Genomic DNA, 15400 nt, shown 5'->3' on the forward strand with positions numbered 1-15400 from the left:
GTCGCCCAAAAAAGGTCGTCTGAAACGATAAACCCGAACATCTTGGTGCGTAGTCGAAGCTAATAAGGCGTTTTTCGGCTTATTCCGCTTCTTTTCGGGGCCTTGGTTTGTTTCTTGCATTTTCATGGCGACTGCAACAGTGGAAACCCCGTGCCTTGCCCGGTCCACGTTTTGCCAGACAGCCCCGAAAGAGGTCGACGACGCCTTATGACCATCAGTGATGCACAGCACCGTCTGCTTCTGGACAACCTCACCACCGCCACCTTGCTGCTTAATGCCGAGTTGCGGTTGGAATACATGAACCCGTCCGCCGAGATGCTGCTGGCCGTCAGCGGCCAGCGCAGCCATGGGCAGTTCATCAGCGAATTGTTTACCGAGTCTGCCGAGGCCCTGGGCTCGCTGCGCCAAGCGGTAGAGCAGGCTCACCCGTTCACCAAGCGCGAAGCCCAGCTCACCTCGTTGACCGGCCAGACCATTACTGTGGACTACGCCGTTACCCCCATCCTGCACCTGGGCCAGACGCTGCTGCTGCTGGAGGTGCACCCCCGTGACCGGCTGCTGCGCATCACCAAGGAAGAAGCCCAGCTAAGCAAGCAGGAAACCACCAAACTGCTGGTGCGCGGGCTGGCCCACGAGATCAAGAACCCGCTGGGCGGCATCCGGGGGGCGGCGCAGTTGCTGGCGCGCGAACTGCCTGAAGAGAGCCTGCGCGACTACACCAACGTGATCATCGAAGAAGCAGACCGCCTGCGTAACCTCGTTGACCGCATGCTGGGCTCCAACAAGTTGCCGTCGCTGGCCATGACCAACATCCACGAAGTACTGGAAAGGGTCTGCAGCCTGGTGGATGCCGAGAGCCAGGGGTGCATCACGCTGGTGCGCGACTATGACCCTAGCCTGCCGGACGTCTTGATCGACCGCGAACAGATGATCCAGGCAGTGCTCAATATCGTGCGCAACGCCATGCAGGCGATCAGTTCGCAAAACGAGCTGCGCCTGGGCCGCATCACCCTGCGCAGCCGTGCCCTGCGCCAGTTCACCATCGGCCATGTGCGCCATAGGCTGGTGGCGAGGGTCGAGATCATCGACAACGGGCCCGGCATTGCAGCGGAACTGCAGGACACCCTCTTCTACCCCATGGTCAGTGGTCGCCCGGACGGTACCGGGCTGGGCCTGGCCATTACCCAGAACATCATCAGCCAGCACCAGGGGCTGATCGAGTGCGAAAGCCACGCGGGCCATACCGCATTTTCCATTTACCTGCCCCTGGAACAAGGAGCCAACGCCTCATGAGCCGAAGTGAAACCGTATGGATCGTCGACGATGATCGCTCCATCCGCTGGGTGCTGGAAAAAGCCCTGCAACAGGAAGGCATGACCACCCAGAGCTTCGACAGCGCCGATGGGGTGATGGGCCGGCTGGCACGCCAGCAGCCCGACGTGATCATTTCCGATATCCGCATGCCCGGTTCCAGCGGCCTGGAACTGCTCGCCCAGATTCGCGAACAGCACCCACGCCTGCCGGTCATCATCATGACCGCACACTCCGACCTGGACAGCGCCGTGGCGTCGTACCAGGGCGGTGCGTTCGAGTACCTGCCCAAGCCGTTCGATGTGGACGAAGCGGTTGCGCTGGTCAAGCGTGCCAACCAGCATGCCCAGGAACAACATGGGCTGGACGTGCCACAGAGCCTGGCCCGCACCCCTGAAATCATCGGCGAAGCGCCGGCGATGCAAGAGGTGTTTCGCGCCATTGGCCGCCTGAGCCACTCCAACATCACGGTGCTGATCAACGGCGAATCGGGTACCGGCAAGGAACTGGTCGCCCACGCGCTGCACCGCCACAGCCCGCGGGCTGCTTCACCGTTCATCGCCCTGAACATGGCAGCCATCCCCAAGGACCTGATGGAGTCCGAGCTGTTCGGCCACGAAAAAGGCGCGTTCACCGGGGCGGCCAACCTGCGCCGGGGCCGCTTCGAGCAGGCCGACGGGGGCACCCTGTTCCTCGACGAAATCGGCGACATGCCAGCAGACACCCAAACCCGCCTGCTGCGGGTGCTGGCGGACGGCGAATTCTACCGAGTGGGGGGCCACATACCGGTCAAGGTCGATGTGCGCATCATCGCGGCTACCCACCAGAACCTGGAATCGCTGGTGCAAGCCGGGAAATTTCGTGAAGACCTGTTCCACCGCCTGAACGTGATCCGCATCCACATCCCGCGGCTGGCCGATCGCCGTGAAGACATCCCGGCCCTTGCCCGGCATTTTCTGGCCCGCGCCGCCCAGGAGCTGGCGGTGGAGCCAAAAGTGCTCAAGCCGGAGACCGAGGAGTTCATCCGCAACCTGCCCTGGCCCGGCAATGTGCGGCAGATGGAGAACACCTGCCGCTGGATCACGGTCATGGCGTCCAGCCGTGAAGTGCTGATCGGCGACCTGCCACCGGAGCTGTTGAACCTGCCGCAGGATGCTGCGCCGGTGACCAACTGGGAGCAGGCGCTACGCCAGTGGGCCGACCAGGCCCTGGCCCGTGGGCAGTCGAACCTGCTGGACAGCGCCGTGCCCAGCTTCGAGCGGATCATGATCGAGACAGCGCTGAAGCACACCGCAGGTCGCCGCCGTGATGCCGCACTGCTGCTGGGCTGGGGGCGCAACACCCTGACCCGCAAGATCAAGGAACTGGGCATGAACGTGGCCGGTGCCGACGACGAGGAAGGCGACGAGCACTGAAACCCACCTGCCGGGGCCATTGCGCAGCCCCGGCACCCGCCTGCACCGATCCTGTGCCCCGTGCACCGCACAAAGGCACGATCCCCCTTAAAACCTGGCAGATTCCCCCTGAAAGCCCAGTATTCACGGGCCTCTCAAAACTGGCACGCCCCCTGCAATAGCCTTGGTAACTCCAGTTTCGGGGGCCCTGGTACAGGCAGGCCGGGTGACCCCTCTTTTATTCGCGACATGCTGTTTTTCGGGGGACCTTGGTACAGGCAGGCCGAGACATCCCCTCTTTTATTCGTGCAGGGTCACCTGCAGCCGCCACCGCCCCCTGGCCGGTGCGCCGGCCCACTCGCCGTGCAGGGCACGCGCAGCCACCACGGTGACCAACAAGCCTTCCTGGCTCTGCTGCACCCGCCAGCTCGCCGGCTTGCCGTGTACCGTAAGCCGCCCCTGCCCGGCCTTGCCCGTGGCCTGAAACAGCAGCGCTACAGTGCCCTCGACGTTCTCGCCATGCAGCTTGGGTTCTTCGTTGAACCACAATGCCAGGCCATCCTGCACAACCTCGATCTGCTGCAGTTCGCGCGCTTGCGGCGCGGTGAGGCGGCCGATCATCAGCCCCACCATGACGCCGACAATCGCCAGCGACAGCATCACCCGCGGGAACGCTTTCGAACGTACATCCGGTTCAGGGGTAGAATGCCCGTCATCTTCATGCCTGGAGCCGTGCATGTTTCACGTCATCCTTTTTCAACCCGAAATTCCGCCGAATACCGGCAACATCATCCGCCTGTGTGCCAACAGCGGCTGCCACCTTCACCTGATCGAACCCATCAGTTTCGAACTGGACGACAAACGCCTGCGCCGTGCCGGGCTCGATTACCACGAGTATGCCACGCTCAAGCGCCACCCGAGCCTCGAGGCCTGCCTGGACAGCCTGGGCGGCCCGAGGCTGTTCGCCTTCACCACCAAGGGTTCGCACCCATTCCACGAGGTGGCCTACCAGCCTGGCGACGCGTTTCTGTTTGGGCCAGAAAGCCGAGGTTTGCCGGGCGAGGTGCTGGACAGCCTGCCCGCCGAACAACGCCTGCGCCTGCCGATGCGGCCGGGGTGCCGTAGCCTGAACCTGTCCAATACCGTGGCGGTGACGGTTTACGAGGCGTGGCGGCAGAATGGCTTTGCCGGAAGCTGATGGTTAGCCTGCAAGGGCCCTTTCGCGGGTGAACCCGCTCCCACAGAAATTCCTGGGCAGCACCATTCCAGTGGGAGCGGGTTTACCCGCGAAGAGGCCGGGGCAGGCATTAAAAAAGCGCCCCGAGAGGCGCTTTTTCAGAAGCAGCAGCTGTTACTGCGCAGCAGGCACTTCGCCCGCTTCCTGCATGCGCTGCATTTCTTGCGCGTACAGGGCATCGAAGTTGACCGGCGACAGCATCAGGGCCGGGAAAGAGCCACGGGTTACCAGGCTGTCCAGGGTTTCGCGAGCATAGGGGAACAGGATGTTCGGGCAGAATGCGCCCAGGGTGTGGCTCATGGAAGCGGCATCCAGGTTCTTGATCAGGAAGATACCCGCCTGCTGCACTTCAGCGATGAACGCCACTTCGTCACCGTTCTTGACGGTAACCGACAGGGTCAGTACCACCTCGTGGAAGTCACCTTCCAGCGCTTTCTGCTTGGTGTTCAGGTCCAGGCCAACGCTCGGCTCCCAGGTCTGACGGAAGATCTGTGGGCTTTTCGGGGCTTCGAACGACAGGTCACGCACATAGATGCGCTGCAGGGAGAACTGAGGGCTGTTGTCTTCTGCAGCAGCGCCGTTGGTCTGTTGGTCAGTCATGGCAGATCCTTATCCTAGTGTTTTGGAGTGCAGTGCAAATCAGGCCGCCAGCAGTGCGTCGAGCTTGCCGGCACGCTCCAGGGCGTAGAGGTCATCGCATCCACCGACGTGGGTGCTGCCGATCCAGATCTGCGGCACCGATGTGCGCCCAGCCTTCTGGGCCATCTCGGCGCGCACCTGTGGCTTGCCATCGACCTTGATTTCCTCGAATGCAACGCCCTTGCTCTCGAGCAGGTACTTGGCGCGCATGCAGTAGGGGCAGTAGTCGCTGGAATAGACGATGACGGGTTTCATATCACTTCACCAAAGGCAGGTTATCGGCTTTCCAGCTGGACACGCCACCGCTGAGCTTGGCAGCGTTGTAACCAGCCTTGAGCAGATCGCGGCACACGGTGCCGGACTGCTGGCCCATCGCGTCGACCACGATGAGGGTTTTTTCCTTGTGCTTGTCCAGCTCGGTCATGCGGCTGGCCAGCTTGTCCTGGGGGATGTTCACCGCACCGACGATATGGCCGGCGGTGTACTCCTTGGCTGGGCGGATATCAATGACCAGGCCCTTGTCGGCATTGACCAGGGCGGTGAGTTGGCCATTGCTCAGGCTCTGCCCGCCACGGCGGATTTCATTGACCAGCAAAGCGACCAGCAGAACAACGAAGATCGCCACCAGTAGGTAGTGGTTTGTCGCAAATTGAATCAGGTTAGCAACCATCTGGGGTGTTCCACGCGATAGAAAATGCCGGCCAGTATACACACCCCCTGTGTGGCACCAAAGCCCGACGGCCCGGCCATCAAAGCGCTTTCATGGGGCCAGGCCAGGTGCGCCGGTCGGCGGAAGGGACGATTATTCGCCCGCGCTGGCGCATTTGCCCTAAAATGCGTGTCTTTATCATCTTTGAACAACCGTGAGTTTGATTGATGACGAGCACGCCCAAACCCCTGGTCCTGATCATCCTGGATGGCTTTGGCCACAGCGAAAGCCCCGAATACAACGCCATCTATGCGGCCAATACGCCGGTCTACGACCGCCTGCGCGCCACCCAGCCGCACGGCCTCATTTCAGGGTCGGGCATGGACGTCGGCCTGCCGGACGGGCAGATGGGCAACTCTGAAGTCGGCCACATGAACCTCGGCGCCGGGCGCGTGGTGTACCAGGACTTCACCCGGGTGACCAAGGCCATCCGTGACGGTGAATTCTTCACCAACCCCGTGCTCACCGGCGCCGTGGACAAAGCCGCCAATGCTGGCAAGGCTGTGCACATTCTCGGTTTGCTGTCCGATGGTGGCGTACACAGCCACCAGGACCACCTGGTGGCCATGGCCGAACTGGCCGCCCAGCGCGGCGCCGAAAAAATCTACCTGCACGCGTTTCTCGACGGCCGCGACACCCCGCCACGCAGCGCACAGTCGTCCATCGAGCTGCTGGATGCCACCTTCGCCAAGCTGGGCAAGGGCCGCATCGCCAGCCTCATCGGCCGTTACTACGCCATGGACCGTGACAACCGCTGGGATCGCGTGAGCGCCGCCTACAACCTTATCGTCGACAGCACCGCCGAATACACCGCCGACAGCGCCCTGGCAGGCCTCGAAGCTGCCTATGCACGCGATGAGAGCGACGAATTCGTCAAGGCCACCCGCATTGGCCAGGCGGTCAAGGTAGAAGACGGCGATGCCGTGATCTTCATGAACTTCCGCGCCGACCGCGCCCGTGAATTGTCGCGGGTGTTCGTCGAGCCGGATTTCAATGAATTCCCACGGGCGCGCCTGCCCAAGGTTGCCGCCTACATCGGCCTGACCCAGTACTCGGCCAAGATCGCAGCCCCTGCGGCCTTCGCCCCGGCCAGCCTGCACAACGTGCTGGGCGAGTACCTGGCCAACAACGGCAAGACCCAGCTGCGCATCGCCGAAACCGAAAAGTACGCCCACGTCACCTTCTTCTTCTCGGGTGGGCGTGAAGAGCCGTTCGAAGGCGAGGAACGCATCCTGATCCCTTCGCCGAAGGTTGCCACCTACGACCTGCAGCCGGAAATGAGCGCCCCCGAAGTCACCGACCGCATCGTCGAGGCCATCGAGCAGCAGCGCTTCGACGTTATCGTGGTCAACTACGCCAACGGCGACATGGTGGGCCACACGGGTGTGTTCTCGGCGGCCGTGCAGGCAGTTGAGGCCTTGGACAGCTGCGTGGGTCGCATCGTGGAAGCGCTGGACAAAGTCGGCGGCGAGGCGCTGATCACAGCCGACCACGGCAACGTCGAGCAGATGGAGGATGAGTCCACCGGCCAGGCCCATACTGCCCACACCACCGAGCCGGTGCCGTTCATCTACGTGGGCAAGCGCCCCCTCAAGGTGCGCGAAGGCGGCGTACTGGCCGATGTCGCGCCGACCATGCTCAAGCTGCTGGGCCTGGAGAAACCCGTCGAAATGACCGGCACCTCGATCCTCCTCGACGCTTGAGAAACAGCTGCAAGTTGTAAGCTACAAGCTGCAAGAAAGATCAAAAGCAAGATCAAGAGCCACACGCGCTCGGCTTGCAGCTTGTAGCTTGTAGCTTGCAGCTCCTTCATACTAGCCCAGTCTCCATCCCCGGTACGCCAAACCTCATGCTTCGCGCCCTGATCCTTCTAGCCCTGTCTTGCCTGCTCAGCCCGGCCTTCGCCGATGAGCGCGCACAGACCCAGCAGCAACTGGACGCCACTCGCCAGGACATTGCCGAGCTCAAGAAGACCTTGGGCAAGCTCCAGGAAGAAAAGGCCGGTGTGCAAAAAGACCTGAAAACGACCGAAACCGACATCGGCAAGCTCGAAAGGCAGGTGGAGGCCCTGCAGCAAGAACTAAAAAAGACCGAGGGCGAGCTGGAGCGCCTTGATACCGAGAAAAAAAAACTCCAGAGCGCCCGCGTTGAACAACAACGGCTGATCGCCATTCAGGCCCGTTCTGCCTACCAGAACGGGCGCGAGGAATACCTCAAGCTGCTGCTCAACCAGCAGAACCCCGAGAAATTCGCCCGCACCCTCACGTATTACGATTACCTGAGCAAGGCGCGCCTTGAACAACTGCGCACCTTCAACGAAACACTTCGCCAGCTGGCCAACGTGGAGCGCGAAATCGGCACGCAACAGCAGCAGCTGTTGGCCCAGCAGGCAGACCTCGACACCCGCCGCCAGGCGCTGGAAACCGAGCGCAGCAAGCGCCAGCAGTTACTGGCCAAGCTGAACGGTGACGTGAAAGACCGCGACCAGAAGCTGCGCGCCCGCGAGCAAGACCAGGCCGACCTGGCCAAGGTCCTGAAAACCATCGAGGAAACCCTGGCTCGCCAGGCCCGCGAAGCCGAAGAAGCGCGCCAGCGGGCCCTCATAGCGCAGCAGGAGGCAGAAAAACGCCGTCAGCAGGAGGCCCTTGCCGCCGCTGCCCGCAATCAGCCTGCCGAACCGGTCGAGCCGCCGAAAAAGGCCCGTGCCACCCTGGGGCCGATGGTGTCCGGTGATGGCGCCAGCTACGGCGGTGCATTTTCTGCAGCCCGTGGAAAACTTCCCTGGCCAGTCAATGGTCGATTGCTGGCACGCTTCGGTGATGCACGCGGTACGGATGCCCGGGCCAAGTGGGACGGGGTGATGATCGGGGCAAGCCCCGGCACCCAGGTGCGCGCCGTACACGGCGGGCGCGTGGTGTTTGCCGACTGGTTGCGCGGCGCCGGCCTTCTGGTCATTCTCGATCACGGTAACGGTTACCTGAGCCTGTACGGCCATAACCAGAGCCTGCTGAAGAACGCCGGGGATATCGTCAAGGCCGGCGAGGCCATCTCGACGGTCGGTGACAGCGGTGGCCAGGAGGCTGCCGGGTTGTACTTCGCCATCCGCCAGCAGGGCCGGCCTACCGACCCTTCGCAATGGTGCCGTGGCTAGTCAAACTTATGCGGCGTAGCCTGGGTGCTACGCCGATGCTCCGCAGGGAGCGCTTACAGGATCAGGAGTTCGTTCGACATGCTGCACTCGCCTCGTCTTACCCAGCTGGCCCTGTCCATCGCCCTGGCGGTCGGCACGCCCCTGGCCCTCGCCGCAGAGCCGGCCAAGGCGGCAGCAGCACCGGCCACCGAGATGACCAGCAAGGCGCCGCTGCCGCTCGAAGAGCTGCGCACCTTCGCCGAGGTCATGGACCGGATCAAGGCCGCCTATGTCGAGCCGGTAGATGACAAGACCCTGCTGGAGAACGCCATCAAGGGCATGCTCAGCAACCTTGACCCGCACTCTGCCTACCTTGGGCCAGAAGACTTCCAGGAGCTGCAGGAAAGCACCAGCGGCGAATTCGGCGGCCTGGGCATCGAGGTTGGCCAGGAAGACGGCTTCATCAAGGTGGTCTCGCCCATCGATGACACGCCCGCCTCCCGCGCCGGCGTGCAGGCAGGCGACCTGATCGTCAAGATCAACGGTGCCCCTACCCGTGGCCAGACCATGACCGAGGCTGTGGACAAGATGCGCGGCAAGGTGGGTGACAAGATCACCCTGACCCTGATCCGTGATGGCGGCAACCCGTTCGACGTGACGCTGGCCCGCGCGGTGATCCAGGTCAAGAGCGTGAAGAGCCAGTTGCTGGAAAACGACTACGGCTACATCCGCATCACCCAGTTCCAGGTCAAGACCGGCGAGGAAGTGGGCAAAGCCCTGGCCAAGCTGCGCAAGGACAACGGCAAGAAGCTGCGCGGCGTCATCCTGGACCTGCGCAACAACCCAGGCGGCGTGCTGCAGTCGGCGGTGGAAGTGGCCGACCACTTCCTGACCAAAGGCTTGATCGTGTACACCAAGGGCCGCATCGCCAACTCCGAACTGCGCTTCTCGGCCGACCCGGCCGACGCCAGCGAGGGCGTGCCGCTGGTGGTGCTGATCAACGGCGGCAGCGCCTCGGCATCGGAAATTGTTGCCGGCGCCCTGCAGGACCAGAAGCGCGCCGTGCTGATGGGCACCGACAGCTTCGGCAAGGGCTCGGTACAAACCGTGCTGCCGCTGGCCAACGACCGCGCACTCAAGCTCACCACCGCCCTGTACTTCACCCCCAACGGCCGCTCCATTCAGGCCCAGGGCATCGTGCCGGACATCGAAGTGCGCCAGGCCAAACTCACGGCCGAGGCCGACAACGACAACTTCAAGGAAGCCGACCTGCAGGGCCACCTGGGCAACGGCAACGGCGGCGCCGACCGCCCCACCGGCAGCAGCAAGCGCAAGGAGCGGCCACAGGATGACGACTTCCAGCTCAGCCAGGCCCTGAGCCTGCTCAAGGGCCTCAACATCACCAAAGGCAATTGATGAGCCCCATGCGGCACCTGCTGTGCCTGTTGCTGTGCCTATTGGCCGGTGCCGCGCAAGCGGCCCCACCGGCCAAGGCGTACATGAGCATCATCATCGACGACCTGGGCCAGAGCACCGAGCGTGACAACCGTACCCTGGCTCTGCCCGGGCCGGTGACCATGGCGATCATGCCCGACACTCCACACGCCACCGGCTTCGCCCGCCAGGCGCACAAGGCCGGCAAAACGGTGATCCTGCACATGCCCATGGACCCAGCCACGGGCCCCTACGCGTGGCACCCCGGCCTTGCCATGGGCGAGCTGGCTTCGCGCCTGGACGCTGCACTGCTGAAGGTGCCGTTCGCAGCGGGGGTCAACAACCACATGGGCAGCCGCATGACCTCGCAGCCCGAGGCCATGGCCTGGCTGATGGGGGAATTGCAACAGCGCGGGCTGTTCTTCGTCGACAGCCGCACCAGCGCCGCCACCGTGGCAGCGGCCAAGGCCCAGGCGCAAAGCGTGGCCCATGTGTCGCGGGACGTGTTCCTTGACGATGTGCGCACCACCGAGGCTATCGCCGGGCAGCTGCAACAGGGCGTGGCGCTGGCGCGTCGGCAAGGGTCGGCCGTGCTCATCGGCCACCCTTACCCGCAAACACTGGAAGTGCTCGAACGCGAGATACCCCGGTTGAAACAGCAGGGTGTCGAGCTGATCGAGCTGCAGCAGATGGTTGCCGAGCGTGGCAACCAGGCCATGCCGGCCCATGGCCGACATGGCAGGTACAGCAACCGCTGACGCACGTCATTCGAAGGGGATGATGCCCTCGACATCGCCTTTGCGCAGTTGCCCGCGATACACCCGCAGCACCTCATTGCGCCTGGCCGCGCGCAACACTGCCTGATGCCCGAGTTTGCGCTGTTCCCACAACTTCAGGTGCCCGCGCTGGAAGTTTCTGTCAGGGGTGTCCGCGCCAGGGTAGTGGAAGTGCGCCTCCCACAATCGTTTACCTGAAACACGCTTGATTTCGTAAGTGTCCAGGTAGTCAGTGGGTGACAATTCCACCCGACGCTCAACTCTCGCCACCGTTAATTCGCCAATGCCGTGTAGAAATTTCAGGGCGTTCAACGTCGGCGCCTTGCTGGTCAGGTAGTGGGTCTTGAGCAGTTCCTGCTTGCTGTCCTCAAGCTCATCCACGGCGGCCTGCGCACGTTCGGCCAGGGGTTTGTCCGACGCAGTGCGCGGCAACAACGCCCGCGTGTCACGCAGGTCCTTGATATGTTGATCAATCACGGTGGACAGCCCCAAAGGCTCATCCTTGCTGAAAAAACGCTTGGCCATGACCAACGTTGTACCCACGCTGTCGATCAGCCTGCCAAGCCTGTTTCGCAGCACCTCAGGCGCATGCGGCCTGGCAGGTGCCAGCTCCTGCTGCGGTGCGCCCTGTACCTCCCACCACTGGCTGTTCTGCCTGCGGAACGTGCGCAGCACCTTGTCGTGGCTGTCGCGCTGCTGCACCTCTGCCACACCGTCATCGCCCACCGCCTCGATGCCCACCACGCTGCGGCCACGGTGCGTGCGCACCAGGCGACGTACACCGCCCCGTGCCGCATACACGGGTGTGCGGGGGCGAGCAGCTTCGACCTGTTCCAGTTCGCGGACGCTGGCCGCCATTTCTTCGCTGGCCAGGTCCTTGAGCCTGCGTAGCACCTGCAGGAACAGCTGCAGCTTGTCCGGGCGAATCTCAGCCGGCTCGACACTGGCCAGGTACTCCGCCCGGCCAATGGTTTCTTCATAGCTGTCGATCACATCGTTGAGCACCGCCACGCGCTCTTCATCGGTCAAACCGCTGCCTGCCAGCTCGCCATGCGCACTGCCGGCGCTGCGCAAGTTGTCACCGGCGAGCATCTCGTAATATTCATCCAGCTGCGCTTCACTGGTGCCGTTCAAACGGTTGAGCGCCAGCTCACCCAAGTCCTCGAGCAACCTGAACTCCAGGTCGATGGCATTCAGGCGGCGGTCCTGGATGACGCGGCTCAACTCATGGTGTTTATTGACCTGCCGCCCATGTTCATCCCTGAAGACGATGTCGTTGTCCTTGAGCGTACTCTCCAGCAACGGGTCGAATTGTGCCGACAGCGCCACCATGTCACTGCCCCATTGCCACACGCGCTCCAGGGATTTGACCAACCGCTGGTACTGCTGCTTCTCCTCATCGGTTTCGGGCAGCAGTGCAATTGCATTGTGCTGGCCGTCGATATCCTCTTCGTTGATCATGGTGGCCAGCAGGTTGTAGTACGTCTCGCAGGTGGCGATGAGACCTTCACGGATCGTGCTGCGCTGACGGCGAATGGCGTCTTCCACGACCTGGCTGGACAGCCGTATGCGCCCGCGCTCCATCAATACCCTGTCGTGCTCGGTGTCCTGCGCAACGAGCTGCTTGAGGTCGTTGGCCAGGTATTGCCGCTGCCCCCTCCTCAGCTGCTTTTGCAGGCTGAGCATTTCCTGCTGGTGCTCGTCGGGCTGCGCCAGGCGCTCCAGCTCTTCGATCCTGGCGGTGGACCTGTCTACCTCGTTCTTGTGCCGCTCATAGGCCTCGACGAGGCCCTTGCGCTGCTCGGTCAGGCGAGCATCCTCATCACGCATGCGCGCCTCCTGCCGCACATTCTGCTCGCGCATCAGTTCCACGCGCCCCCTGGGCATACCCCCACTCAAACGCAGCCCATGATCGATACGCCACGCCCCTGCTGTGTGCTGCAACCAAGGGCCGGGGTTGCCCAGTGCATCTACAATGCGCACGCCGTGCTCGTCGGGCGCAACGCGATAGGTGTCACCCCGAAACTTTACGTAGTATTGGCCATGCTGCCTGCAAAGCCCTGCCGCATCACCCGTCTGCAGGGGCTCGACGCCTTCGAGCGATGCATCGACGCGCATGGCTTCCAATCGTTTACGCATTTGGGCCGGTAGCACGTTGAAACCCTCGCCACCACTGAAGGAAAAATCGAGCAGTGCACCGCTTTTTTCCAATGCGCCCGGCAGGTAGACCTTGCCTTGCAGCATCTGGGCTCCAGTTGCCGGCACTGGGCGTACCGACCCAGGCCCAGGGCTGTCGCTGGGCATGGCGTCTGGCAGGGTAGCCGGGTGGCGGGCCAACCTGGGTGCATAAGCATGGCCAACGACCATCACCAGGTTGAGCAGCATGTCGACCACCGCCGCTGACCGCTCGAAGTCGCTGCCTTCGCGAATGGCCTGCAGGTCTGCGCTGGCGGCATTGAACATTTGCACCAGCCACAGCGCAACGGCAGCCGGGCCACGCACCACCAGGCTTGCCACGTCGAACAGCAACCAGGCCCCCTGGGTGAGGATTGCCCAGCGGCTCTCTGCGTTGGATACCGAGTTGCGATCCGCCAGCTCCACCAGCAGGTCGCGATTGGCGGTGTACATCTGCAGGTCGACATCGCTGCGCCAGAAGCGCGGCCAGAACTGCGCGGGCGCCACCGGGGCGGGCAAGATCGACGTGTCCACGATGGCGCCGCCCAGGTGAGGTTCAGTGAACCCACCGTTGGCATACACATGCCGGGCCTCTGGCGCCAGCCAGGCCAGCAGGCTGGCCTGCAGCGCCTGGTCATCGCGCACGGCCTGCATCATGGCCTCGATGCTGGCGAACGCCAGAACGGCCGCCTTGCCATAAAGCGGCCTGTACAGCACGACGCTGCCTGGCTCCGCGTTGAACAACACGTACATGCCGCGGACCACATCGTAAGCCTGGCTGTCAGGGGCGCGGCGCAGGGCGAACGGCATCAGCATGCTTGCCGGTAGCAACGGGTCGACTTGCCCGCTGCAATAGTCGCAGATCGCTTGCAAGGTTGACTCGTCCAAGCTGCCATGCAGCTTGGCCCGCAGCGCGCGCAGCATGAAGTCGCAGCGCCATTCCCGGGCGAAGCGCTGCACCCGCTGCACCAACCCCGTCGGCTCGTTCAGCTTGCTGGCCACATAGGCTGGATAATTACCCCCCACGTCCACACGCTGTACCAGCGCCTTTGCATAGTCGGCGGTCATCCAGCCCATGATCAATTGGTCTTCGCGGTGGGTGATGGCCGTTATGGTCGCGCCCTCCAGCGAGCTGAGGTTGGCAATGGCAAACTGAGTCAGGCTGAGGGTGCGCTTCTCGAGCGCGCCATCACCGGCCCCCACCCCGGCACCACCCGGCACACCGAATGCCGAGGTCAGCTCCAGTTGCAGGTCGTCGGGAAAGTAGTTGGCATCCACCGGGTGATCGTGCAGCAACTGCTCACGCAACTGCTGGCTGGCGTAGCCGTGCAGGTCGAGTACGCCATCAAGGGCTGCAACACCGTCGGATTCAGCCTGGGCCAGGGCCAACTCATAAAAGGCCCTTTGGCAGGCAAAACTGTCCGGGGCCGCCACACTGAGCAGCCCACGGGGCGGCTTGCCATCCAGCGCGGGCCGGTTGACGTAACCCTCGATGAACCACTGTGCAGGGTCGGTCAGGGCCAGGCAGGCCTGCTCCAGGTCGGCAACACCGTTCAACGCACTGCGGCGCAGGCTGCCGACCTGCTCCAGCATGCACTCCAGCAGCATTGCCGTCTGCTGGGAAAACGGATCACCTTCCAGCTCATGCCGGTGCCAGCTGATGTTGTCGTGGCTGGCCAGGCTTGGGTATTCAGCCTGCAACGCCTGGGCAAACGCATCGAAGCCCGGGTAGCCCCACACGGTGCCGGCCGGCTTGCACCACAGCACGACATCGGCCTCGTCCCATTGGCCATAGACCAGCAAATCGGGCAGAAAACGGCTGGCCGCCTTGCCGTCGACGGTGGTTTCGATCTGCACGAAAAACACGATGGGACGTTGCCCTGCCCCGCGCAACAAGCCGCGTACGCACGCCTGTTGCTGGGGCCCCAACCCCTGCAATGGCAGGTTGTGCAGGGTGGCCGACCTGATCATCTGCTGTAACCAGCGATCACGGCTGACACCTGCACTGCCATCGGCGCGCCAGTAGTCGACCTGGGCCTGGTTGAAACAGCCCCAGATGATCAGCAGCAGGTCATTGAATGCCTGGGTAAGCGGCGCCAGTTCGATCTGGTCACCTTCTGCGGTCTGCAGCGGGTCGGGGATGGCGAAAAAACGTCGAGCATCGAGCTTCAGGTACTGCTTCTGCCCCGCGACCTGCGAAAAATTCAGCGGTGTACCCGCGTACAGGGCCTGTAACGCCACATCCACCAGGGGCGTGGTCGATATGCGCTGCCCATCGGCACTGGGCAGCGCAAGGCCAAGGCGATCGGCATCAGTGAGTTCAGGGCGGTGCGCCTTGATCAGTGGGTAGTGCTGAATCAGCAGCTGCATGATCTGCGTGCTCAGCACCTGCCGCAGGGTGGGGCGGCTGGCGAACTGGGCAGCCACCAGGGCTTTGAAATCGGTGGGTAGTGCGTAGGGGTCCGGCATGGTCACGCCTCCTGGATGAGCGGAGGGTGAGCCTGCCTTCAGCGGGTTGGCAGCGGGGTGTACATATTGCTGCCTACAGGTACCCGCGCCCCGCGCCGGGCCCGCAAACAAGGTTTGCAGGCCCGG

General features: G+C 63.2%; 12 protein-coding genes. 7 read left to right on the forward strand and 5 right to left on the reverse strand.

Features of this window, described 5'->3' with window-relative positions; all coding sequences use genetic code 11:
• Window positions 1-207 precede the first annotated feature (207 nt).
• Both glnL and ntrC read left to right on the forward strand, forming a co-directional pair.
• Window positions 208-1293 carry a nitrogen regulation protein NR(II) gene (gene glnL / locus PPA02S_RS15655; RefSeq protein WP_028631977.1) on the forward strand — a complete coding sequence of 362 codons (1086 nt, stop codon included), beginning with the start codon at window positions 208-210 and terminating at the stop codon, window positions 1291-1293.
• Window positions 1290-2726 carry a nitrogen regulation protein NR(I) gene (gene ntrC, locus PPA02S_RS15660; protein WP_028631978.1) on the forward strand — a complete coding sequence of 479 codons (1437 nt, stop codon included), beginning with the start codon at window positions 1290-1292 and terminating at the stop codon, window positions 2724-2726. Before glnL ends, ntrC begins: the two co-directional genes overlap by 4 nt.
• A 279-nt stretch (window positions 2727-3005) precedes the next feature.
• Here ntrC and PPA02S_RS15665 read toward each other — a convergent pair whose 3' ends face one another.
• The gene (locus PPA02S_RS15665) at window positions 3006-3443 is read right to left on the reverse strand and encodes a hypothetical protein (protein WP_028631979.1); all 438 of its coding nucleotides are present in this window, start codon (window positions 3441-3443) and stop codon (window positions 3006-3008) included.
• Here PPA02S_RS15665 and trmL point away from each other — a divergent pair.
• The gene (gene trmL / locus PPA02S_RS15670; protein ID WP_028631980.1) at window positions 3442-3903 is read left to right on the forward strand and encodes a tRNA (uridine(34)/cytosine(34)/5-carboxymethylaminomethyluridine(34)-2'-O)-methyltransferase TrmL; all 462 of its coding nucleotides are present in this window, start codon (window positions 3442-3444) and stop codon (window positions 3901-3903) included. The genes PPA02S_RS15665 and trmL overlap by 2 nt on opposite strands.
• A gap of 153 nt (window positions 3904-4056) precedes the next feature.
• On the opposite strand, the gene secB is transcribed toward trmL, so the two are convergent.
• From secB to PPA02S_RS15685, 3 genes are read right to left on the reverse strand one after another with little or no spacing between them, the layout of a single operon-like run.
• On the reverse strand, window positions 4057-4542 hold the full coding sequence (secB, locus tag PPA02S_RS15675) for a protein-export chaperone SecB (protein WP_028631981.1): 486 nt from the start codon (window positions 4540-4542) through the stop codon (window positions 4057-4059).
• 39 nt (window positions 4543-4581) lie between these two features.
• On the reverse strand, window positions 4582-4836 hold the full coding sequence (gene grxC / locus PPA02S_RS15680) for a glutaredoxin 3 (RefSeq protein ID WP_028631982.1): 255 nt from the start codon (window positions 4834-4836) through the stop codon (window positions 4582-4584).
• A 1-nt stretch (window position 4837) separates the two neighbouring features.
• Complete coding sequence (locus PPA02S_RS15685) at window positions 4838-5251, reverse strand: rhodanese-like domain-containing protein (RefSeq protein WP_028631983.1); 414 nt, start codon at window positions 5249-5251, stop codon at window positions 4838-4840.
• Between the two features lie 206 nt (window positions 5252-5457).
• On the opposite strand from PPA02S_RS15685, the gene gpmI reads away from it, so the two are divergent.
• The 4 genes from gpmI (at window position 5458) to PPA02S_RS15705 (ending at window position 10612) form a co-directional block, all read left to right on the forward strand.
• Window positions 5458-6993, forward strand: a complete 1536-nt coding sequence (gene gpmI / locus PPA02S_RS15690) for a 2,3-bisphosphoglycerate-independent phosphoglycerate mutase (RefSeq protein ID WP_028631984.1) — start codon at window positions 5458-5460, stop codon at window positions 6991-6993.
• 146 nt (window positions 6994-7139) lie between these two features.
• Entirely contained in the window at window positions 7140-8441 is a 1302-nt protein-coding gene (locus PPA02S_RS15695) for a murein hydrolase activator EnvC family protein (protein WP_028631985.1), read from the forward strand.
• 78 nt (window positions 8442-8519) lie between these two features.
• Complete coding sequence (locus tag PPA02S_RS15700) at window positions 8520-9836, forward strand: S41 family peptidase (RefSeq protein WP_028631986.1); 1317 nt, start codon at window positions 8520-8522, stop codon at window positions 9834-9836.
• 8 nt (window positions 9837-9844) lie between these two features.
• Window positions 9845-10612: a divergent polysaccharide deacetylase family protein gene (locus tag PPA02S_RS15705; RefSeq protein WP_028631987.1), complete on the forward strand. Its 768-nt coding sequence runs from the start codon at window positions 9845-9847 to the stop codon at window positions 10610-10612.
• A gap of 6 nt (window positions 10613-10618) precedes the next feature.
• On the opposite strand, the gene PPA02S_RS15710 is transcribed toward PPA02S_RS15705, so the two are convergent.
• A complete protein-coding gene (locus PPA02S_RS15710; RefSeq protein WP_028631988.1) occupies window positions 10619-15274 on the reverse strand; it encodes a dermonecrotic toxin domain-containing protein in 4656 nt (1551 codons plus the stop codon).
• Between the last annotated feature and the right edge of the window lie 126 nt (window positions 15275-15400).

The organism is Pseudomonas parafulva NBRC 16636 = DSM 17004 (genome assembly GCF_000730645.1).
Lineage (GTDB): Bacteria > Pseudomonadota > Gammaproteobacteria > Pseudomonadales > Pseudomonadaceae > Aquipseudomonas > Aquipseudomonas parafulva.